This is a genomic window from Campylobacter volucris, from assembly GCF_008245045.1.
GTDB lineage: Bacteria > Campylobacterota > Campylobacteria > Campylobacterales > Campylobacteraceae > Campylobacter_D > Campylobacter_D volucris.
In genome coordinates, this window is record NZ_CP043428.1 from 61,901 (window position 1) to 82,040 (window position 20,140).

Below are 20,140 nucleotides of genomic sequence, written 5' to 3' on the forward strand. Positions count from 1 at the left end.
TGTATGAATTTAACAAAAGCACCAGGTTCAACACATAAAACTAAAAGAATAGGTCGTGGTCAAGGTAGTGGTATGGGAAAAACTTCTACCAAAGGTGGAAAAGGACAAACTGCTAGAAAAGGTTACAATGAAAAAAGAGGTTTTGAAGGTGGTCAACAACCTCTTCAAAGAAGATTACCAAAAGTTGGTTTCACTTCTAAATTTGAAAAACCTTATGTGATTAATGTTGAAAAAATTACAGCTATAAAAGAACTTAGCGAGATTACTTTTGAAACAATTAATAGCATCCATAAGCTTTCAAAAAATATCAATAAAATTAAGCTTATTGGTGCAAGTGCAAAAGATCTTGCAGGTAAAATAAAAGACGAGAAGATCACTTTTAGCGGACAAAAATAATGAATAAAACATTGACAAATAAAATTCTCATCACATTAGCTTTTTTATTTGCTTATAGAATTTTAGCTTATGTGCCAGTTCCGGGGGTTAATGTCAGTGTTATCAAGGAATTTTTTGATTCTAATGCTTCTAATGCATTAGGCTTGTTTAATATGTTTAGTGGAGGTGCTGCTGAAAGACTTAGCATCATCTCTTTAGGCATTATGCCATACATTACTGCTTCGATCATTATGGAGCTTTTAGCTGCAACTTTCCCTAATATAGGAAAAATGAAAAAAGAACGAGATGGTATGCAAAAATATATGCAAATCATCCGTTATGCTACTATAGTCATTACCTTAGTGCAAAGTATAGGTGTATCTATAGGTTTACAAAGTCTCCATGGAAAAGCTGGACAATCTGCTATTATGATTGATATGAACACTTTTATAGCATTATCTGCTGTTTCTATGTTAGCAGGAACTATGCTTTTAATGTGGATTGGTGAGCAAATCACTCAACGCGGAATAGGAAATGGTATTTCATTGATTATCTTTGGAGGTATTGTTTCTACTATCCCAGGTGCGATTAGCGGAACAGTAAATTTGGTAAATACAGGTGAAATGAATTTCTTGACTATCATTGCCATTTTAGTTGTGATTTTACTTACTATTTGGGCAATTATCATTGTAGAACTTGGAGAAAGAAGAATTCCTATTTCTTATTCAAGAAAAGTAATCATGCAAAATCAAAACAAACGCATTATGAATTATATTCCTATTAAAATTAATTTAAGTGGGGTAATTCCTCCGATTTTTGCAAGTGCGATTTTGATGTTTCCAAGTACTATTTTGCAATCAAGTACAAATGAATATGTATTAAAAATTTATGATTTTTTAAATCCTAATGGATTTTTCTTTCATTTTTTAACATTTTTACTTGTTATCTTTTTTGCATATTTTTATGCATCAATTGTTTTTAATGCAAAAGACATAGCTGAAAATCTAAAAAGACAAGGTGGTTTTATACCAGGAATTAGACCAGGAGAAGGAACGGCTAATTATTTAAATGAAATCGCATCAAGATTAACACTTTCAGGTTCTATTTATTTAGGACTTGTATCAACTTTACCTTGGTTGATAGTTAAATTTTTTGGCGTGCCTTTTTATTTTGGTGGAACTTCTGTGTTGATTGTTGTTCAAGTTGCATTAGATACAATGAGAAAAATAGAAGCTCAAATTTATATGAATAAATACCAAACTTTAAGCGCGGTAGGTTTATAAGAAAGTAGATGATTCTACTTTCTTGACTTTTAAAATGAAATTAGGTGTTTTTGATAGCGGTGTAGGGGGGCTTAGTGTCTTAAAATCGCTTTTACAAACTAATTTTTTTGAAGAATATATTTATTATGGAGATACCGCAAGGGTTCCATATGGAGTAAAAGATAAAGATACTATCGTTAAATTTTCCCTAGAAGCATTAGAATTTTTCAATCAAAAACAAGTTGATATGTTAATCATTGCTTGTAATACAGTAAGTGCTTATGCTTTAGAAATATTAAGAGCTAATGCAAAATTTCCAATATTAGGGGTAATTGAAGCAGGTGTTTTAGCTACGACAAATACTCTTAATGATAAAAATTCTAAAATTTTAGTCATTGCAACTAAGGCTACAATAAATTCTCATCAATATAAACAACGACTATCTCAAGAAGGCTATTTGGCAGTAGAAGAAAGAGCCACTGGACTTTTTGTGCCTATGGTAGAAGAAGGAATTTTTCAAGGAGATTTTTTAAATTCAGCTTTTAAGTATTATTTTGATGATCTTACTTATATCCCTGATGCATTGATTTTAGCTTGTACGCATTTTCCTTTGATTTCAAAATCCTTACAGCAGTATTTTGGTAAGCAAACTAGACTTATTCATTCTGGCGAAGCCATAGCTTTGCAACTTAAAAAAGAGTATAATTTAAAAGAAAAATATCATAACCCTAAAGTTTCATTTTTTGCCTCAAGTGATGAAGAAAAATTAAAAAATATTGCAAAAATTTGGCTTTATTGATATTTGTTTAATATATATATTTTTTCATTTATAATTTATTCTTATTTAAACTTATATTCATTATAATCCTTATCATTTCAAAATGAAAGGACTAAAATGAAAAAAATGTTGATGTGTGCTGCTATGGCACTGAGTTTAGGAGCAGGAATTGTGGAAGCAAAACCAAAAATTGCAATTTTAGCAACTGGTGGAACTATAGCTGGATCTATCGATAGCGCGGTAGCAACTACTGGTTATACAGCAGGTGTTGTAGGGGTAGATGCTTTGATTAAAGCAGTTCCTCAAATTCAAGATCTAGCTGTGATTGAAGGTGAGCAAATTGCAAACATTGATAGTAAAGATATGACAAATGAAATTTGGCTTAAACTTGCTAAAGAAGTAAATAAACTTTTAAAAAGTGATGTAGATGGAGTGGTGATTACTCATGGTACTGATACCATGGAAGAAACGGCTTATTTTTTAAATTTAACTGTTAAAAGTGATAAGCCTGTTGTTTTAGTTGGTGCAATGCGTCCTTCAACAGCTATAAGTGCTGATGGTCCGAAAAATCTTTATAATGCTGTGGCATTAGCTGTGGATCCACAAGCAAAAAATAAAGGCGTGATGGTTGCTATGGATGATAGAATTCAAAGTGCAAGAGGAGTAATGAAAACCCATAGTTTAAATGTCGATGCATTCAGCTCACCTGATATGGGAGATATGGGCTATATAGTAGATGGTAAAGTATTTTTTTATAATACTAACCCAAAATTACACACTAAAAAATCACCTTTTGATGTAAGCAAATTAAAAGAATTACCAAAAGTTGATATCCTTTATAGTTATGCAAATGATGGTAGTGGAGTTGCAGCTAAGGCTTTATTTGAAAATGGTACTAAAGGTATAGTAGTAGCTGGAACAGGTGCTGGTAGTATTCATGATTATCAAAAAGATGTTTTAAAAGAGCTTTTGAAAAAAGGTCTTAAAGTAGCAGTAAGCTCTCGTGTTGTATCAGGTAGAGTAGCAGTAAGTGAAGCTGATGCAAAACTTGGTTTTATTGATACAGGTGATATGAGCCCACAAAAAGCTAGAGTTTTATTAATGCTTGCTTTAACAAAAACTAACGATCCTAAAAAAATTCAAGAGTATTTCCTAAAATATTAAAATTTAATTGCCTAAATTGCAATAAAATGCAATTTGGGTAAAAATTAGTCAATTTATCCAATGTCTATCAAGGAGATAAAATGAGACAATATGAAACATATAAATGTCAAAAATGTGGCAATGAAGTAGAAGTTCAAAATGTTGGTGGTGGAAAGCTTAGCTGTTGCAATGAAGAAATGCAATGTATTACTAAAGATCTCACAGCTGTAAATTTAATGAAAGCCTTTGCTGGAGAATCTATGGCTAGAAATAAATACGACTTATTTGCAGATATCGCTCAAGAAGAAGGTTGGCATGCAATTGCAAGACATTTTAGAGAAGCTGCTGAAAATGAAAAATGGCATGCAAGAGCTGAATTTAAAGCTTATCATGAATTAGTTGATGGTAAAGCTTTAGAAGAAACAGCTAAGAATTTAATTTGTGCAGCTGATGGTGAAAATTATGAACATACTATCATGTATCCAAATTTTGCAAAAATTGCAGAAGATGAAGGAAAGAAAAATATAGCAAGATTATTTACTGCTATTGGTAAAGTAGAGATTGAACATGAAAGAGAGTATTTAGCACTTAAAAAAATGCTTGAAGAAGAAGACTTTTTTAATTCTGAAGTAGAAGATTTATGGGTTTGTGAAGTTTGCGGTCATATACATCGTGGCAAAAAAGCTCCAGCAGCCTGTCCTTTGTGTAAAGCTCCAAAAGAATACTTCAAACGCGAATTTTTAGGATAATCTTTAAAGCCTTGATAAAAATGATAAAATATTTTATTTTTATCAAAGGCTAAATATGCAGTTTCTAACCCATCCTTTTGAACCTTTTTTTGATGAAAATTCAAAAATTTTAATTTTAGGTTCTTTTCCTTCTATAAAATCAAGAGAAGAAAATTTTTATTATCAACATAGTAAAAATCGTTTTTGGAAGATTTTTGAGCTTTTGTTTGATTGTAAATTACAAACTATATATGATCAAAAATTATTTTTAAAAACTCATCATATAGCACTTTGGGATGTTATAGCAAGTTGCAAGATAAAAAATTCAGATGATAAAACTATTTCTTATGCAAAAGCAAATGATATCAATGTCATTTTAAACAAAGCAAAGATAGAAAAAATTTTTGTTTTGGGAAAAATTGCAAGTAAATATTTTGTGAAATTTTATCCTGATGTTAAATTTTTTGAGCTTCCATCAAGCTCTCCTGCAAATATGAGTTATTCTTTAGAAGATCTAGTTCAAAAATACAGCATTATCAAGGAAAATTAATGGACTTAGTTGGGGTAGATGAAGCAGGACGCGGAGCTTTAGCAGGAGATATGCATATGGGAGCTTGTAAGCTTTTTGTTGATATAGCTGATTTAAAAGATTCTAAAAAATTAAGTGAGAAAAAAAGAGCTATTTTATATGAAAAAATCATACAAAATTCAAATTTTTTGATCTTAGCATTTTCTCCTTTTCAAATTGATCAATTAGGTCTTAGTAAATGTTTGCAATTAGGCCTTAAAATCATAAAAATGCATTTTAATGATAGTGAAATTTTATATGATGGAAATTTAAATTATGGAGTTGATGGGATTAAAACCATGGTCAAAGCTGATGCAAAAATTCAAGCTGTTTCAGCTGCTAGTATCTTGGCTAAATTTAGTAGAGATCAAAAAATGAAATTTTTATCACAAATTTATCCAGAGTATGGCTTTGATAAACATAAAGGATATGGAACAAATTTTCATTTAGAAAAAATCAAAATTTATAATTACACTCCTATTCATAGAAAAAGTTTTATAGTGAAAAAATTTGAAAAAACTTTGTTTGATTTGAGCTGAAATATTTGATGAAATATTTTTAATAATAACAATTTATAATAAAATATTATTAAAAAATCTAAATTTTTTCATAAAATCATAAAATTTAAGAAATTTTAATTTTTTTATCTATATAGTATTGCTGATGTTTTAAAAACTTTTTATTTTTTAAAGGAGAAATTGTGGATAAACTTCAGTGGAATTCTTTTGACAAGCGTTGGATGCTTTCTCTTTTTGGGACAGCAGTTGGAGCTGGAATTTTATTTTTACCTATTAAGGCAGGTATTGGAGGTTTTTGGCCTGTTGTTGTTATGACTTTGATTATTTTTCCAATGGTCTATTTAAGTCATAGGGCTTTAAGTCGTTTTGTTTGTCAAGCACATGGACATGATAGAGATATCACTCACGCAGCTGAAGAATATTTTGGTAGAAAAGTGAGTGTTTTTATTTCAGTGCTTTATTTTTTTGCTATTTTCCCAATTTGTTTAGCATATTGTGTGGGTATTACAAATACATTTGAAAGTTTTATCTATCATCAATTTTTACCATTATTAAACCCAGATGGTACTTTAGCTAGTAGTATTCGTATGATGTATGAAACTAATGTTGAAGCAAATGGCAAAACCATAGTTAGTCTTTTACCGTTATATAGGGCTATACTTGCATTTGTTTTAGTAAGTATTTTTATGCTTATTATGCTTTTTAGTGAAGAATTAATCACTAAAGTTTGTCAATGGCTTGTTTATCCTTTATGCGCTATTTTATTTTTATTTTCTTTATATCTTATACCGCAATGGTCTTTTGAAAGTTTTGGTGCGATTCCAGGAATGAAAGAATTTATCACTATAGTATGGCTAACTTTACCGGTTTTAGTATTTTCTTTTAATCATTCTCCAGCTATTTCTACTTTTTCTTTAAGTGTAAAAAGAGAGTATAAAGAAAATTCAGTCCAAAAAGCAAATCAAATTTTATTTAGAACTTCAGTTATGCTTTTAATATTTGTAATGTTTTTTGTGGTTTCTTGCGTGCTTTCTTTAACTCCAGCAGAATTAGCTGATGCAAGGGCTCAAAACATACCTGTGCTTTCTTATTTTGCTAATAAACTTGACAATCCATTTATTTCTTATGGTGGTCCTTTAGTGGCGTTTTTAGCAATTTCAAGTTCATTTTTTGGACACTATTTTGGCGCTAGAGAAGGAGCTTATGGTATAGTTAGAAAATGTTGTAAATTAGCAGGAAATGAAAATCCAGACTTAAAGAAAATTGCAGCGTATTCAACACTAATAATGTATGTTGTTATGTTAATTACTGCTTATGTAAATCCTAGTATTTTAGGTTTTATAGAAAGTCTTGGTGGGCCAATTATAGCAGCGATATTGTTTTTAATGCCAATGATTGCTATTTACACTGTTTCTAAAATGAAAAAATTTCAAAATAAAGCTTTAGATGCTTTTGTGTTTATCACAGGAATTTTAACTATCATCACTGTGATTTATACTTTTTGAGGTTGTAAATGGGTAGTAATTTAAGTATATTTAAAGTAGGTGTTGGTCCTTCATCTTCGCATACTTTAGGACCAATGTTAGCAGGTAATATGTTTTGCGAAAAAATCAAAGATAAAATTTCACAAATTGTAAAAATTCAAATTAAACTTTATGGCTCTTTGTCTTTAACAGGCAAGGGGCATTTAAGTGATAAAGCTATCATATGGGGTTTGAGTGGTTTAAAAGCCAAAGAGCTTAATGCTGCTTTGCAAGATAGAGTTTTTAACAAAGTTTTGCAAGAAAAAATTTTAGTTTTAAATTCTCAAAAAGAATTAAATTTTGACTATGATAAAGATTTAATTTTTGAAAAAGATTTTTTACCTTTGCATGAAAATGGTTTAAAAGTCAGTGCTTATGATGAAAATGGAGAAATCATTGCTGAAGAAATTTATTATTCAGTGGGTGGTGGTTTTGTTATGAGTGAAGCTGAACTTCAAAAACACAAAGATGGAGCTTGTGAGCAAAAACACACTAAATTAGAACTTGATATTAACAATGCAAGCGATGCTTTAAAAATTTGTGAAGAAAGATCATGGGATCTAGCAAAACTTTCTTATGAATATGAATTGCAATTTCATACAAAAGAAGAAATAAGAGCTTATTGTTTGGAAATTTGGGAAGTTATGCAAGAAGTTTATTATAATGGTATTCATCCAAGTTCAGATTTTCTTCCTGGAAATTTACATTTAAAGCGTCGTGCTAAAGGGCTTAATGAGCGTTTATCTATGACTAGCGATCCTTTAGGGATTATTGATTTTATATCTTTATATGCCATTGCTATTGCAGAAGAAAATGCAAGTGGAGCTAGAGTCGTAACTGCTCCGACTAATGGAGCTTGTGCGGTTGTGCCTGCTGTAATGCTTTATTTAAAAAATCACACAGTGGGTTTTAATGATGAAAAAGCTATGAATTTTTTATTAAGTGCGATGTTAATTGGCTCATTTTATAAAAAAAATGCAAGTATAAGCGGAGCTGAAGCTGGTTGTCAAGCAGAAATTGGTAGTGCAAGTTCTATGGCGGCTGGGGCTATGGCTACTGTTATGGGTTTTAGCGCAAATATAGCTTGTAATGCTGCTGAAATAGCTATGGAACATCATTTGGGCTTAACTTGTGATCCTGTAAGTGGTCTTGTGCAAATTCCTTGTATAGAAAGAAATGCTTTTGGCGCTATAAAAGCAATTTCAGCTGCAAGAATGGCAATGAGTAGAAAATCCACTCCAAAAGTGAGCCTTGATGAGGTTATTAAAACCATGTATGAAACTGGCAAAGATATGAATTCAAAATACAAAGAAACTTCCCTAGGTGGTTTAGCTACAAATCTTACAAGTGTTTGCTAAGAAGTCTTTTTAGACTTCTTGGTTTTACTTCTTTTAAGTCTATTAATGTTAAATTTGCGAAAAAATTTAGGATTAATTTATGATAGAAATCAAAAAACCTTTTGAAATTGAAAAATTACGCAAAGCAAATGAACTTGTAGCGAGGACCTTAGATTATTTAGAAAGTATTATACAGCCTGGTATGAGTTTAAAATTGATAGATCAAAAAGCTGAAGAATTTATACTTGATCACGGGGCAAAACCTTCGTTTAAAGGTTTATATGGCTTTCCTGGTGCAATTTGTATTTCATTAAATCAAGCTTGTATCCATGGCGTTGGCGATGAGAGAATTTTAAAAGAAGGTGATATTTTAGGTCTTGATGTAGGTACTTGTATAGATGGATATTATGGAGATGCAGCACGAACTATACCTATAGGTAAAATTTCAACGCAAGATGAGGCTTTGATAGCTTGTGCTAAAGATGCTTTGTATTATGCTATTGATATTATTAAAGAAGGTATGCGTTTTAAAGAGCTTTCTTATGAGTTAGGTGAATTTATAACTAAAAGAGGATTTGTGCCTTTGAAAGGTTATTGTGGCCATGGTATAGGAAAAAAACCTCACGGAGAACCTGAAATTCCAAATTATCTTGAAAATGGAGCAAGTGCTAAAAGTGGGCCAAAGATTAAAAATGGCATGGTTTTTTGTATAGAACCTATGGTATGTCAAAAAGACGGCACTCCAGTTCATTTAAAAGGAAATTGGGAAGCAGGTAGCAAAGATGGCTTAAATGCTGCTCATTATGAACATTGTGTTGCCATTATCAATGGAAAAGCAGATATTTTATCCAAGTAAAAACTCAAAATCATCTTAATCTTATAAATTCTTTTAGAATGATTTTTTGTAAAATTATTAAAAGAATAAATATGCTAAAATACCGAGCTTAAATTTTTGATGAAAGGAGAAAACTTGGCAAAAGATGATGTTATCGAAATTGATGGTAATGTGATTGAAGCTTTACCAAATGCAACTTTTAAAGTTGAACTAGATAATAAACATGTAATACTTTGTCATATTGCTGGTAAAATGCGTATGCATTATATAAGAATTATGCCTGGCGATAGAGTTAAAGTAGAGCTTACCCCTTATAGTCTTGACAAGGGTCGTATAACTTTTAGGTATAAATAATCTAAGTTATTTAAAAGCAAAGCTAAGATATAATTAGCACTTTTGCAGAAATTGCAATCAAACTGTATGAAGAAGTATTTTCAAAATCACCACTTATTTTGAAAATAGTTGGTTAGTCAAAAAACCTGGTGCAGTTGTAAAAAAGTGGAATTTACAATACAGGAGTAAGGCATGAAAGTTAGACCATCTGTTAAAAAGATGTGCGACAAGTGCAAAGTAGTTCGCCGTAAAGGTGTGGTTCGCATTATTTGCGAAAATCCAAAACATAAACAAAGACAAGGATAATTTATGGCTCGTATCGCAGGTGTAGATTTACCAAAGAAAAAAAGAATCGAATATGGCTTGACTTATATTTATGGTATAGGTTTGCATACTTCAAGAAAAATCTTAGATAAAACAGGAATTTCTTATGACAAAAGAGTTCATGAGCTAAGTGAAGATGAAGCAGCAGCTATCCGTAAAGAAATTCAAGAAAATTACATGGTTGAAGGTGATCTTAGAAAACAAGTTGCTATGGATATAAAAGCATTGATGGATTTAGGAAGTTTTAGAGGATTAAGACATAGAAAAGGCTTACCAGTTCGCGGTCAAAAAACCAAAACTAATGCAAGAACTAGAAAAGGTAAGAGAAAAACTGTTGGTGCAAAATCATAAGGACTAAGAAATGGCAAAAAGAAAAGTAGTAAAGAAAAAAGTAGTTAAAAAAAATATTGCAAAAGGTATAGTTTATATTAATGCAACTTTTAATAACACTATGGTAACAGTTACAGATGAAATGGGAAATGCTATTGCTTGGAGTAGTGCAGGTGGTTTAGGCTTTAAAGGTTCTAAAAAATCAACTCCTTATGCAGCACAACAAGCAGTAGAAGATGCTTTAAATAAAGCAAAAGAACATGGTATCAAAGAAGTAGGTATCAAAGTTCAAGGACCAGGAAGTGGTCGTGAGACAGCGGTAAAAAGTGTAGGTGCTATGGAAGGTATAAAAGTAGCTTTCTTAAAAGATATAACTCCATTAGCTCATAATGGTTGTAGACCACCAAAACGTCGTCGTGTCTAAGAATAAGATATAAGATTTAGGAGAATTATTATGGCAAGATATAGAGGACCAGTTGAAAAATTAGAAAGACGACTTGGCGTAAGTTTAGCAATGAAGGGCGAAAGAAGATTAGCAGGTAAAAGTGCTTTAGACAAACGCCCTTATGCACCAGGTCAGCACGGACAAAGAAAAGCAAAAATTAGCGAATATGGACTTCAATTAAGAGAAAAACAAAAAGCTAAATTTATGTATGGAGTTAGCGAAAAGCAATTTAGAAGATTATTTGCTGAAGCTGCAAGAAAAGATGGAAACACAGGTGCGCTTTTGATCCAACTTTTAGAGCAAAGACTTGATAATGTTGTTTATAGAATGGGTTTTGCAACAACTCGTCGTTTTGCAAGACAGCTTGTAACTCATGGACACATTTTAGTAAATGGCAAAAGAGTAGATATACCAAGCTATAGAGTTGAAGCAGGTCAGAAAATAGAAGTTATCGAAAAAAGCAAAAACAATCCTCAAATTTCAAGAGCTATTGAGCTTACAGCTCAAACTGGTATAGTTGCTTGGGTTGATGTAGAAAAAGACAAAAGATTTGGAATTTTTACAAGAAAACCTGAGAGAGAAGAAGTGATCATTCCAGTTGAGGAAAGATTTATCGTTGAGTTGTATTCTAAATAATAAAGGTATTTGATATGAGACATATTACAACTTCTGCTTATACACCAACAGAGTTTAGTATTGAAAATATCAGCGATACAATAGCAAAAGTTAGTGCATGGCCTTTTGAGATCGGCTATGCGATTACTTTAGCGCATCCTTTACGCCGTTTGCTTTACTCTAGCACGGTTGGTTATGCACCAACTGGAGTAAAAATCAAAGGCGTATCGCATGAATTTGATAGTATGCGTGGAATGCTTGAAGATGTAGCGCTGTTTATTATCAATCTGAAAAAATTAAGATTTAGATTAAAAACAGATTCTGAAAAAGAGATTGTTACTTTTAGTTTTAAAGGCCCTAAAGAAATTTGCGGAAAAGACTTAGATAATGATGTTGTTGAGGTTGTGAATTCAGATAGTTATCTTGCTACGATTAATGAAGATGCAGATTTAGAATTTACACTGATAATAGAAAAAGGTATAGGTTATGTTCCATCTGAAGAAGTTCAAAATTTCTTAGATCCTGAATTTATAGCACTTGATGCATTTTTTACACCTGTAAAACATGCAGTATATGACATAGAAAAAGTGCTTTTTGAAGATAACCCAGATTATGAAAAAGTAGTTTTTACAATCACAACTGATGGACAAATTTCACCAAGTGATGCGTTTAAAAATGCTTTAGAAGCTATGTATAAACAATTATCAGTATTTGACAAAATTGCTAGTGCAAAATGTGTAGTAGCAAGCCAAACTTCAGCTAATGAAGTAGAGCATGTAAAATTATTACAAAATATTACTGATTTAAATTTAAGCGCTAGAAGCTATAATTGCTTAGAAAAAGCTAATGTTGTTTATATAGGCGAGCTTGCTTTAATGAGTGCAGGCGAACTTGCGGATTTAAAAAATTTAGGAAAAAAATCTCTTGATGAGATTAAAAGCGTTATGGAATCTATAGGTTTTCCTATAGGAGGTTCAAAACTCAGTGATAGTGCAAAAGAAACGCTGACAAAAAAAATTACAGAATTAAAAGCGCAAAACGAAGGATAATCAATGAGACATAGACATGGATATAGAAAATTAGGACGCACATCTTCTCATCGTGCTGCCTTATTAAAAAATCTTACCATTGCTATAATTAAAGCTGGTAAAATAGAAACAACACTACCTAAAGCAAAAGAATTAAGAGGGTATGTTGAAAGATTAATCACTCGTGCAAGAAAGGGTGATTTTAACGCTCATAGAGCTGTTTTTGCAAGTTTGCAAGATAAAGAAGCTACAAATAAACTTGTTACAGAAATAGCACCAAAATATACAGATAGAAATGGTGGATATACTAGAATCATTAAAACTAGAATTCGCCGTGGCGATGCTGCTGAAATGGCATTTATCGAATTTGTGGCCTAATTAATCCTAGCTTTTGCTAGGATTTTCCTACTTTATCTACTCATTTTTACAATTTTTTTGATTTATCTACTTTATTTACGAAAATATAGATTTTTCATTTTAAAAACAAATTAGCAAAATTTTAAGATTGTTTGAAAAAAGATGATTTGTAGCTAAAAAATCAATTACTTATGCTAATATATTTTATCTTATAAATTAAGGATTAAAATATGCAAGAAAATTCTCGTTTGCGTATAGCTATACAAAAATCAGGTAGGCTTTCTAAAGAGTCCATAGAGCTTTTAAACAAATGCGGGATTAAAATGTATATGCACGAACAAAGCCTTATAGCTTTTTGCACTAATTTACCTATAGATATTTTAAGGGTAAGAGATGATGACATACCAGGGCTTATTTTTGATGGAGTGGTTGATCTTGGTATTGTGGGTGAAAATGTATTAGAAGAAAATGAATTAGAAAGAAAATCAAAAAATGAAATTTCAAATTATAAAATGCTCAAAAAGCTTGATTTTGGAACTTGTCGTTTGTCTTTGGCTTTACCAGAAAATGTAGAATATAAAGGTATAGAAAGTTTTAAAAATTTACGCATAGCCACTTCATATCCTCAACTTTTAAAGCGTTTTATGCAAGAAAATAACATTCCATATAAAACTTGTATGCTAACAGGCTCAGTAGAAGTTGCTCCTAGTGCAAATTTAGCAGATGGAATTTGTGATTTAGTTTCTAGTGGAGCGACTTTAAAGGCAAATGGTTTAAAAGAAGCTATGGTGATTTATCGATCAAAAGCTTGTATTATCCAAAAATATGAAGCACTAAATTCACATAAACAAGAACTTGTAGATAAATTATTAGTTAGAATAAATGGTGTCATGCAAGCTAGAGAATCAAAATATATTATGCTTCATGCACCTATTGAAAAACTTGAAAAAATCACAGCCTTATTACCAGGTGTAGAAAAACCTACCATTTTACCTTTAGAAAATGATAAATCAAAAGTAGCTTTGCATATGGTAAGTCAAGAAAATCTTTTTTGGGAAACTATGGAAGCTTTAAAAAGCGAAGGTGCGACAGCGATTTTAGTGTTGCCAATTGAAAAAATGCTCTCATAAGGAAAAGCTATGCAGATATTAAAATTTGAAAATTTAAACAAAACCCAACAAGAACAAGCTCTAAAACGCCCAGCTATAGGCGTTAATCCTCAAGTTAAAACTATAGTAGAAAACATCATCAAAGAAGTCAAAGAAAAAGGCGATGAAGCGCTTAAAGAAATGGCTTTAAAATTTGATAAAGTAAAGCTAGATTCTATAAAATTAAGCCAAGAACAAATAGATGATTTAGCATTAAAAGTTGATGATGAATTACAAGAAGCGATAAAAATAGCTTATAAAAATATTTATAAATTTCACAAAGCTCAAGAAACTCAAAGCATAAAAGTGCAAACCTTTGATGGAGTAACTTGTAAAATCATCACAAGATCCATAGAAAAAGTAGGCCTTTATATACCAGGTGGTTTAGCGCCTTTATTTTCTACTGCTTTAATGCTTGCTATTCCAGCAAAGATAGCTCAGTGCAAACACATAGCCTTAGCATCTCCAGCTCCATTGCACCCAGCCATAGCTTTTGTAGCAAAGCTTTGTGGCATTAATGAAGTGTATCAAATGGGTGGGGCAGGAGCCATAGCAGCATTAGCTTATGGAACACAAAGTGTTGAAAAAGTAGATAAAATTTTTGGTCCAGGAAATGCCTTTGTAACCGAAGCTAAAAAGCAAGTAAATAACGATAGTGTAGCTATAGATATGCAAGCAGGTCCTTCAGAAGTTTTGGTTTTAGCTGATGATAAAGCAAATGCTAAATTTATCGCTTCTGATTTGCTTTCTCAAGCCGAACATGGAGCAGATTCTCAAGCGATTTTAGTATGTATTGATGAAAATTTAGCTAACAATGTAAGCAAAGAAGTCTCCTTACAACTTCAAAATCTTTCAAGAAAAGAAATTGCAAGCAAGGCTATAGAAAATTCAAAAATTATCATCGCAAAAAATTTAGAACACGCTATAAGTATTTCTAATGAATATGCACCCGAGCATTTAATCATCCATACTCAAAATCCAAATGAGCTTTTAGATCAAATTTTGCACGCAGGTTCTATCTTTTTAGGTGAGTATTCTCCTGAATCTATGGGCGATTACGCAAGTGGAACTAATCATGTTTTGCCTACTTATGGTCTAACTAGGGCTTATTCTTCTTTGGGACTTGCTGATTTTATGAAAAGAATGAGCGTGCAAGAGCTTAGCAAAGAAGGCTTTAAAAAACTAGCTCCTATAGTAGAAATTTTAGCTAATGCTGAAGGGCTTGATGCGCATAAAAATGCTGTGAGTATAAGATTAGAAAGCTTAAAATGAGTGCAAAAATTTTATTTATAGATAGAGATGGTACTTTGATTGATGAGCCTAAAAATGATTTTCAAATTGATTCTTTAGAAAAGCTTGAATTTGAAAAAGGTGCTATAAATGCACTTTTAAAATTAAAAAATTATGGTTTTAAATTTGTCATGGTGAGCAATCAAGATGGCCTAGGCACAAATTCTTTTCCTAAAGAAGACTTTGATAAAGCTCATGAGAAAATGCTAAGTGTTTTTAAAAGTTGTGGTATAGAATTTGAAGATATTTTTATATGTCCGCATTTTGAGCATGAAAATTGTGCGTGTAGAAAACCAAAGACGGCTATGCTTGAAAATTATATAAAAAATGAGCTTTTTGACAAAGACAAAAGCTTTGTCATAGGCGATAGAGATAGCGATATGCTCTTAGCGCAAAATCTTCAAATCAAAGGTTTAAAATACGATAAAACTAATTTTAATTGGGAGCAAATTTGTGAGTATATTTTAAAGCATTTTAGAAATGCTAGTGTGATTAGAAACACCAAAGAAACGCAAATTAAACTAAATTTAGCTTTTAATGACACTCCAAAAGCTAGTATCAATACAGGTATAGCTTTTTTTGATCATATGTTAGAGCAAATTGCTACTCATGCAAATATTTCTTTAAGCATTGAATGCAAAGGTGATTTAGAAGTAGATGAGCACCATAGTGTAGAAGATGTAGCACTTGCTTTGGGTGAGGCTATAAAAAATGCATTAGATCAAAAAATAGGCATATCAAGATATGGTTTTGTTTTGCCTATGGATGAGACTTTAGCAAGATGTGCGATCGATTTTTGTAATAGACCACATTTAGTTTATAAAGCTAAATTTAAAAAAGAAAAGCTTGGAGAACTTAGCACAGAGATGATAGAGCACTTTTTTTATTCTTTAAGCTATGCTATGGGGGCTAGTTTGCATTTAAAAGCAAAAGGAAAAAACGATCATCACAAAGCCGAAGGACTTTTTAAAGCCTTTGCAAGAGCTTTAAAAATGGCTATTAAAATAGAAAATGAAAACCTAGCAAGTTCTAAAGGAATGATATGATAAATACAAATATAGTACAGTTAAATTTATACTCTACAACAAGAGATGCAATTAGAAGAGAGTTGGTTGAAGTGTTTTTAAGAGAATTACCAGGAAATGGAAATCAAGAACAGGTAAGTAGATATTGTTATATTGTAGAAAACGCTGATGGTTATAATATTGTATTAAAACGCCCTGCTCCGTTAAATAAAGGATTTGATTTTATTATAAATGTAGAAAATTTTTACTTTAATGAAAATAATACAAGACGCCATTCGGCTCCATCGCATAATGATATTTTATCTTTATTGATAAAATATAAGAGTATGTATGAAGAAAATTATTTTGAGATAAGAAATATTATAATACAAATTTATAATTGTGAAAATGTAATTTTGAATCAAAATACACAAAATTTCCCAAAGTTTATTAATTTTGATAATAAAGAATATCCAATTTCTATATTATTATATTGTATTAAATGGTTATTTATAGAACAAGATATTACATATTGGAATTATTCGGGAAGAAGAAAATTTTTTGAAGCCCTTTGTGAGTGTGGCTTAGTATGACAATAAAACCTATTTTTTCAAGCCAAGATCGACTTTTTGAGCTTTATCAAAATGATTGCAATAAATTATTACCTCAATTTGAAAATCAACTGGATTTGATTTTTGCAGATCCTCCTTATTTTTTATCTAATGATGGCTTAAGTATACAAAGTGGTAAAATAGTAAGTGTTAATAAAGGGCAATGGGATAAAGGCGATGATATTACTACGATAGATGAATTTAATCTAAAGTGGCTTTTAAATGCAAAAATAGCTTTAAAAGATACAGGAAGTATTTTAATTAGTGGAACATATCATAATATTTTTTCTCTTGGTAGGATTTTGCAAAAACTTGATTTTAAAATTTTAAATATCATTACTTGGCAAAAGACTAATCCACCACCAAATTTTTCTTGTAGATATTTAACACATTCTACAGAACAAATTATTTGGGCTAGAAAAAGTCATAAACATAAACATATTTTTAATTATGATTTGATGAAAAAATTAAATGAAAATAAGCAAATGCGAGATGTTTGGCAATTTAGCGCTATAGCTCCATGGGAAAAAGTTAATGGCAAACATCCTACACAAAAACCTTTATCTTTATTAGTTAGATTGCTTTTGATGGCAAGCGATAATAACTCATTAATTTGTGATCCTTTTAGCGGCAGTTCAACTACAGGGATAGCAGCAAATTTATTAAATAGAAAATTTATAGGTTTTGAAAAAGAAGATGAATTTATTAAAATTTCTATAGATCGTAAAATAGAATTAGATAAAAATTTTACTTTAATACAAAACAAAATTAAAGATTTGAAATTTTTAAAGAAAGCAAATTTGTTTTAACAAGGAATGATATGAATTTAGCCATTATAGATACAGGTTGTGCGAATTTAGCTTCTTTGAAATTTGCTCTTGATCGTTTAGGGCAAAAAAGTATCATCACGCATGATTTAAAAGAACTCTCACAAGCAGATAAGCTTTTACTACCAGGGGTTGGTACCGCAGCTAAGGCGATGGAAAATTTACAAGCATTAAATTTGGAAAATTTTCTTCAAACTACTACCAAGCCACTTTTAGGAATTTGTCTTGGTATGCAAATTTTAGGAAATTTTTCACAAGAATTAGAACAAGAAACTCTAAAAATCATCGACTTTGAAACTATGAAATTTAAACAAAAAGCTGATTTTACTTTCCCGCATATGGGGTGGAATCAAGTATCAAGCACGCACGAGCTTTTTAAAGGTTTAAACGGGGCTTATTTTTATTTTGTGCATAGTTATCATATACCGCTAAATGCTTATACCATAGCTGAATGCGAGTATTCTACTAAATTTAGTGCAAGTGTAAATAGGGCAAATTTTTATGGTGTGCAGTTTCACCCAGAAAGAAGTGGCGAAGCGGGTGAAGTGTTATTAAAAAATTTCATATCAATGTAAGGTTAAAATGCAAACTCAAATCATTCCAGCATTAGATTTAATAAATGGCAAAGTAGTAAGACTTTATAAAGGCGATTATACTAAAAAACAAGAGTATGATTATGATCCTTTGACTAAATTCCAAGAGTATGAAGCACAAGGCATATCGTGGCTTCATTTGGTGGATTTAGATGGTGCAAAAGATCCTAGCAAAAGGCAATTACAACTCATAGAAAAATTAGCCTTAAATGTCAAAGTAAATTTGCAAGTAGGCGGAGGCATACGCACTAAAGATGAGGTTAAAGCTTTGCTTGATAGAGGAGTTAAACGCGTGGTTATAGGCTCTTTAGCTATTAAAGATAAAAAGCTCACCGAAACATTTTTGCAAGAATTTGGCACGCAAAAGCTAGTTTTGGCTTTAGATAGCATTTGTATAAATGATGAATTTTTTGTAGCTACTGATGCGTGGAGCAAAACTAGTAACGAAACTTTGTTTGATGTTTTAAATTTTTATCAAAACATCACGCATATTTTATGCACCGATATTTCCAAAGATGGCACGATGAGTGGAGCAAATATAGCTTTATACAAAGCTTTGCATGAAAAATTTCCAAATTTGCAAGTCCAAGCAAGTGGTGGCGTGGCAAGTTTGCAAGATTTTATCGATTTAAAAGGTATAGTAAGCGGTATCATCACAGGTAAAGCCTTGCTTGATGGAAAATTTAGCATTAAGGAGGCTCAAAAATGCTTGCAAAACGCATAATAGCTTGTTTAGATGTCAAAGATGGTAGAGTTGTAAAAGGGGTGCAGTTTAAAAACCACCAAGATATGGGCGATATCATAGAGCTTGCTAAATTTTACTCACAAAATGGCATTGATGAGCTTGTATTTTACGACATAGGGGCTTCAGCTAAAAATGAGCGTGTAGATAGGGCTTGGGTAAGCAAGGTCGCACAAAATATCTCCATACCATTTTGCGTAGCAGGTGGTATAAAAAGCGAAGATGACGCAAAAGAGCTTTTAGCAAATGGAGCTGATAAAATTTCTATCAATTCTCCTGCGTTAAATGATCCAAATTTGATTGCTCATCTTGCTAAAAATTTTGGCGTGCAGTGTGTTGTTGTAGGTATAGACTCGTTTAAAGATGAAAATGGCGAACTTTTAGTCTATAAATACACAGGCGATGAGAGTAAATCTCATCATAGTGGTAAAAAAACACTAGAATGGATCAAGCAAGTTTGTGAGCTTGGAGCAGGTGAAATCGTGCTAAATATGATGAATCAAGATGGTATGAAAAAAGGCTATGATTTAGATCAACTTGCTAAAGCTAGATCAATCTGCCCTGTACCTTTGGTAGCAAGTGGCGGAGCAGGTGCTAAAGAACATTTTTTAGACGCTTTTAAGCTCGGAGTAGATGGAGCTTTAGCTGCTTCGATTTTTCATAAAAAGCTTATAGATATAAAAGAATTAAAACTTTTTTTAAAAGATCAAGGCATCACAATACGCATTTAAGGACAAATAATGGATATCAATCAAGAAGAATTTATAAAAAGCATTAATTGGAACAAAGTAGCAAATTTAGTCCCTGTCATAGTGCAAGATTTTCACTCGTGTGAAGTTTTGATGCAAGGCTTTATGAATGAACAAGCCTTAAGAGAAAGTTTCAAGCACCAAAAAGTCGTATTTTACTCCCGCACAAAAGAGCGTTTATGGATGAAAGGTGAAGAAAGCGGGAATTTTTTAAATATCATAGATTTAGGGCTTGATTGTGATAAAGATTGTATTTTAGTTTTGGTTAAACCAAGCGGAGCTACTTGCCATAGTGGTGATGTCTCTTGTTTTGAGCAAATTTCTAAAAAGGCTGATTTTGTATTTTTATCACGCCTTGAAAAACTCATCTACTCAAGGAAAAATGCCACTCCAAATTCTTCTTATACGGCTGAACTTTTTGCAAAAGGCACCAAACGCATCGCACAAAAGGTAGGCGAAGAAGGCGTAGAAACAGCCTTAGCAGCCACAGCAAAAGACAAAGATGAGTTAATCTGCGAAGCAGCTGACTTGCTTTATCATTTAGATGTTTTATTAGCCGATGCAAATTTGAGTTTAAATGATGTCATAGCAAAATTAAAAGAAAGAAATACTAAATAATTGTTACTAAATGTCACATACTCTTTTTTAAATAAGACTAATTTAGTTTTATTAACACA

The 20,140-nt window shown here is 31.5% G+C and carries 26 protein-coding genes; all 26 read left to right on the plus strand.

Translation table 11 applies throughout. From position 1 onward, the window contains the following. Positions 1 to 3: 3 nt before the first annotated feature. The 26 genes from rplO (at position 4) to hisIE (ending at position 20,081) form a co-directional block, all read left to right on the plus strand. Entirely contained in the window at positions 4 to 396 is a 393-nt protein-coding gene (rplO, locus tag CVOLT_RS00385; protein WP_039664939.1) for a 50S ribosomal protein L15, read from the plus strand. Next, positions 396 to 1,658, plus strand: coding sequence for a preprotein translocase subunit SecY (gene secY, locus CVOLT_RS00390; protein WP_039664940.1), 1,263 nt, complete (start codon positions 396 to 398; stop codon positions 1,656 to 1,658). The genes rplO and secY overlap by 1 nt, the downstream gene beginning before the upstream one ends. Before the next feature lie 34 nt (positions 1,659 to 1,692). Further along, on the plus strand, positions 1,693 to 2,436 hold the full coding sequence (murI, locus tag CVOLT_RS00395) for a glutamate racemase (RefSeq protein ID WP_039664941.1): 744 nt from the start codon (positions 1,693 to 1,695) through the stop codon (positions 2,434 to 2,436). Positions 2,437 to 2,547: 111 nt separating this feature from the next. After that, positions 2,548 to 3,579 (plus strand): type II asparaginase, encoded by a 1,032-nt coding sequence (locus CVOLT_RS00400; RefSeq protein ID WP_132038093.1) that lies wholly within the window; start codon positions 2,548 to 2,550, stop codon positions 3,577 to 3,579. Positions 3,580 to 3,659: 80 nt separating this feature from the next. Next, positions 3,660 to 4,307, plus strand: a complete 648-nt coding sequence (locus CVOLT_RS00405; RefSeq protein WP_039664942.1) for a ferritin family protein — start codon at positions 3,660 to 3,662, stop codon at positions 4,305 to 4,307. 55 nt (positions 4,308 to 4,362) lie between these two features. Next, positions 4,363 to 4,836, plus strand: coding sequence for a DNA-deoxyinosine glycosylase (locus CVOLT_RS00410; protein ID WP_039664943.1), 474 nt, complete (start codon positions 4,363 to 4,365; stop codon positions 4,834 to 4,836). After that, complete coding sequence (rnhB, locus tag CVOLT_RS00415) at positions 4,836 to 5,393, plus strand: ribonuclease HII (RefSeq protein WP_039664944.1); 558 nt, start codon at positions 4,836 to 4,838, stop codon at positions 5,391 to 5,393. Before CVOLT_RS00410 ends, rnhB begins: the two co-directional genes overlap by 1 nt. Positions 5,394 to 5,593: 200 nt before the next feature. Beyond that, entirely contained in the window at positions 5,594 to 6,877 is a 1,284-nt protein-coding gene (locus CVOLT_RS00420; RefSeq protein WP_039666211.1) for an L-serine transporter, read from the plus strand. Positions 6,878 to 6,885: 8 nt separating this feature from the next. Then, positions 6,886 to 8,253, plus strand: coding sequence for an L-serine ammonia-lyase (locus tag CVOLT_RS00425; RefSeq protein WP_039664945.1), 1,368 nt, complete (start codon positions 6,886 to 6,888; stop codon positions 8,251 to 8,253). Between the two features lie 79 nt (positions 8,254 to 8,332). Further along, positions 8,333 to 9,088, plus strand: a complete 756-nt coding sequence (map, locus tag CVOLT_RS00430; RefSeq protein WP_039664946.1) for a type I methionyl aminopeptidase — start codon at positions 8,333 to 8,335, stop codon at positions 9,086 to 9,088. Between the two features lie 114 nt (positions 9,089 to 9,202). Beyond that, positions 9,203 to 9,421: a translation initiation factor IF-1 gene (gene infA, locus CVOLT_RS00435; RefSeq protein WP_044598130.1), complete on the plus strand. Its 219-nt coding sequence runs from the start codon at positions 9,203 to 9,205 to the stop codon at positions 9,419 to 9,421. A gap of 171 nt (positions 9,422 to 9,592) precedes the next feature. Beyond that, positions 9,593 to 9,706, plus strand: coding sequence for a 50S ribosomal protein L36 (gene rpmJ, locus CVOLT_RS00440; RefSeq protein WP_002781429.1), 114 nt, complete (start codon positions 9,593 to 9,595; stop codon positions 9,704 to 9,706). 3 nt (positions 9,707 to 9,709) lie between these two features. After that, positions 9,710 to 10,075, plus strand: a complete 366-nt coding sequence (rpsM, locus tag CVOLT_RS00445) for a 30S ribosomal protein S13 (protein ID WP_012660843.1) — start codon at positions 9,710 to 9,712, stop codon at positions 10,073 to 10,075. A 10-nt stretch (positions 10,076 to 10,085) separates the two neighbouring features. Continuing rightward, positions 10,086 to 10,478, plus strand: coding sequence for a 30S ribosomal protein S11 (rpsK, locus tag CVOLT_RS00450; protein WP_039664948.1), 393 nt, complete (start codon positions 10,086 to 10,088; stop codon positions 10,476 to 10,478). Between the two features lie 30 nt (positions 10,479 to 10,508). After that, on the plus strand, positions 10,509 to 11,135 hold the full coding sequence (rpsD, locus tag CVOLT_RS00455; RefSeq protein ID WP_039664949.1) for a 30S ribosomal protein S4: 627 nt from the start codon (positions 10,509 to 10,511) through the stop codon (positions 11,133 to 11,135). A 14-nt stretch (positions 11,136 to 11,149) separates the two neighbouring features. Then, the gene (locus CVOLT_RS00460; RefSeq protein WP_039664950.1) at positions 11,150 to 12,163 is read left to right on the plus strand and encodes a DNA-directed RNA polymerase subunit alpha; all 1,014 of its coding nucleotides are present in this window, start codon (positions 11,150 to 11,152) and stop codon (positions 12,161 to 12,163) included. Between the two features lie 3 nt (positions 12,164 to 12,166). After that, positions 12,167 to 12,520 (plus strand): 50S ribosomal protein L17, encoded by a 354-nt coding sequence (gene rplQ, locus CVOLT_RS00465; protein ID WP_039664951.1) that lies wholly within the window; start codon positions 12,167 to 12,169, stop codon positions 12,518 to 12,520. Positions 12,521 to 12,729: 209 nt separating this feature from the next. Continuing rightward, positions 12,730 to 13,629 (plus strand): ATP phosphoribosyltransferase, encoded by a 900-nt coding sequence (gene hisG, locus CVOLT_RS00470; protein ID WP_039664952.1) that lies wholly within the window; start codon positions 12,730 to 12,732, stop codon positions 13,627 to 13,629. Between the two features lie 9 nt (positions 13,630 to 13,638). Beyond that, the gene (locus tag CVOLT_RS00475; protein ID WP_039664953.1) at positions 13,639 to 14,919 is read left to right on the plus strand and encodes a histidinal dehydrogenase / histidinol dehydrogenase; all 1,281 of its coding nucleotides are present in this window, start codon (positions 13,639 to 13,641) and stop codon (positions 14,917 to 14,919) included. Continuing rightward, entirely contained in the window at positions 14,916 to 15,983 is a 1,068-nt protein-coding gene (gene hisB, locus CVOLT_RS00480; protein ID WP_039664954.1) for a bifunctional histidinol-phosphatase/imidazoleglycerol-phosphate dehydratase HisB, read from the plus strand. The genes CVOLT_RS00475 and hisB overlap by 4 nt, the downstream gene beginning before the upstream one ends. After that, positions 15,980 to 16,534 (plus strand): hypothetical protein, encoded by a 555-nt coding sequence (locus tag CVOLT_RS00485; RefSeq protein WP_052243138.1) that lies wholly within the window; start codon positions 15,980 to 15,982, stop codon positions 16,532 to 16,534. The genes hisB and CVOLT_RS00485 overlap by 4 nt, the downstream gene beginning before the upstream one ends. Next, positions 16,531 to 17,361, plus strand: coding sequence for a DNA-methyltransferase (locus CVOLT_RS00490; RefSeq protein WP_039664955.1), 831 nt, complete (start codon positions 16,531 to 16,533; stop codon positions 17,359 to 17,361). The genes CVOLT_RS00485 and CVOLT_RS00490 overlap by 4 nt, the downstream gene beginning before the upstream one ends. An 11-nt stretch (positions 17,362 to 17,372) precedes the next feature. Continuing rightward, the gene (gene hisH, locus CVOLT_RS00495) at positions 17,373 to 17,954 is read left to right on the plus strand and encodes an imidazole glycerol phosphate synthase subunit HisH (protein ID WP_039664956.1); all 582 of its coding nucleotides are present in this window, start codon (positions 17,373 to 17,375) and stop codon (positions 17,952 to 17,954) included. A 7-nt stretch (positions 17,955 to 17,961) separates the two neighbouring features. Continuing rightward, positions 17,962 to 18,696: a 1-(5-phosphoribosyl)-5-[(5-phosphoribosylamino)methylideneamino] imidazole-4-carboxamide isomerase gene (locus CVOLT_RS00500; protein ID WP_039664957.1), complete on the plus strand. Its 735-nt coding sequence runs from the start codon at positions 17,962 to 17,964 to the stop codon at positions 18,694 to 18,696. Beyond that, on the plus strand, positions 18,678 to 19,445 hold the full coding sequence (gene hisF / locus CVOLT_RS00505; protein ID WP_039664958.1) for an imidazole glycerol phosphate synthase subunit HisF: 768 nt from the start codon (positions 18,678 to 18,680) through the stop codon (positions 19,443 to 19,445). The genes CVOLT_RS00500 and hisF overlap by 19 nt, the downstream gene beginning before the upstream one ends. Positions 19,446 to 19,454: 9 nt before the next feature. Beyond that, entirely contained in the window at positions 19,455 to 20,081 is a 627-nt protein-coding gene (hisIE, locus tag CVOLT_RS00510; protein ID WP_039664959.1) for a bifunctional phosphoribosyl-AMP cyclohydrolase/phosphoribosyl-ATP diphosphatase HisIE, read from the plus strand. The last annotated feature ends 59 nt before the right edge of the window (positions 20,082 to 20,140 follow it).

Excerpts from the sequence above, each read along its gene's own strand:
- rplO (WP_039664939.1), top strand. The coding sequence starts at position 4 with ATGAATTTAACAAAAGCACCAGGTTCAACACATAAAACTAAAAGAATA.
- secY (WP_039664940.1), top strand. The coding sequence starts at position 396 with ATGAATAAAACATTGACAAATAAAATTCTCATCACATTAGCTTTTTTA.
- murI (WP_039664941.1), top strand. The coding sequence starts at position 1,693 with ATGAAATTAGGTGTTTTTGATAGCGGTGTAGGGGGGCTTAGTGTCTTA.
- CVOLT_RS00400 (WP_132038093.1), top strand. The coding sequence starts at position 2,548 with ATGTGTGCTGCTATGGCACTGAGTTTAGGAGCAGGAATTGTGGAAGCA.
- CVOLT_RS00405 (WP_039664942.1), top strand. The coding sequence starts at position 3,660 with ATGAGACAATATGAAACATATAAATGTCAAAAATGTGGCAATGAAGTA.
- CVOLT_RS00410 (WP_039664943.1), top strand. The coding sequence starts at position 4,363 with ATGCAGTTTCTAACCCATCCTTTTGAACCTTTTTTTGATGAAAATTCA.
- rnhB (WP_039664944.1), top strand. The coding sequence starts at position 4,836 with ATGGACTTAGTTGGGGTAGATGAAGCAGGACGCGGAGCTTTAGCAGGA.
- CVOLT_RS00420 (WP_039666211.1), top strand. The coding sequence starts at position 5,594 with ATGCTTTCTCTTTTTGGGACAGCAGTTGGAGCTGGAATTTTATTTTTA.
- CVOLT_RS00425 (WP_039664945.1), top strand. The coding sequence starts at position 6,886 with ATGGGTAGTAATTTAAGTATATTTAAAGTAGGTGTTGGTCCTTCATCT.
- map (WP_039664946.1), top strand. The coding sequence starts at position 8,333 with ATGATAGAAATCAAAAAACCTTTTGAAATTGAAAAATTACGCAAAGCA.
- rpmJ (WP_002781429.1), top strand. The coding sequence starts at position 9,593 with ATGAAAGTTAGACCATCTGTTAAAAAGATGTGCGACAAGTGCAAAGTA.
- rpsM (WP_012660843.1), top strand. The coding sequence starts at position 9,710 with ATGGCTCGTATCGCAGGTGTAGATTTACCAAAGAAAAAAAGAATCGAA.
- rpsK (WP_039664948.1), top strand. The coding sequence starts at position 10,086 with ATGGCAAAAAGAAAAGTAGTAAAGAAAAAAGTAGTTAAAAAAAATATT.
- rpsD (WP_039664949.1), top strand. The coding sequence starts at position 10,509 with ATGGCAAGATATAGAGGACCAGTTGAAAAATTAGAAAGACGACTTGGC.
- CVOLT_RS00460 (WP_039664950.1), top strand. The coding sequence starts at position 11,150 with ATGAGACATATTACAACTTCTGCTTATACACCAACAGAGTTTAGTATT.
- rplQ (WP_039664951.1), top strand. The coding sequence starts at position 12,167 with ATGAGACATAGACATGGATATAGAAAATTAGGACGCACATCTTCTCAT.
- hisG (WP_039664952.1), top strand. The coding sequence starts at position 12,730 with ATGCAAGAAAATTCTCGTTTGCGTATAGCTATACAAAAATCAGGTAGG.
- CVOLT_RS00475 (WP_039664953.1), top strand. The coding sequence starts at position 13,639 with ATGCAGATATTAAAATTTGAAAATTTAAACAAAACCCAACAAGAACAA.
- hisB (WP_039664954.1), top strand. The coding sequence starts at position 14,916 with ATGAGTGCAAAAATTTTATTTATAGATAGAGATGGTACTTTGATTGAT.
- CVOLT_RS00485 (WP_052243138.1), top strand. The coding sequence starts at position 15,980 with ATGATAAATACAAATATAGTACAGTTAAATTTATACTCTACAACAAGA.
- CVOLT_RS00490 (WP_039664955.1), top strand. The coding sequence starts at position 16,531 with ATGACAATAAAACCTATTTTTTCAAGCCAAGATCGACTTTTTGAGCTT.
- hisH (WP_039664956.1), top strand. The coding sequence starts at position 17,373 with ATGAATTTAGCCATTATAGATACAGGTTGTGCGAATTTAGCTTCTTTG.
- CVOLT_RS00500 (WP_039664957.1), top strand. The coding sequence starts at position 17,962 with ATGCAAACTCAAATCATTCCAGCATTAGATTTAATAAATGGCAAAGTA.
- hisF (WP_039664958.1), top strand. The coding sequence starts at position 18,678 with ATGCTTGCAAAACGCATAATAGCTTGTTTAGATGTCAAAGATGGTAGA.
- hisIE (WP_039664959.1), top strand. The coding sequence starts at position 19,455 with ATGGATATCAATCAAGAAGAATTTATAAAAAGCATTAATTGGAACAAA.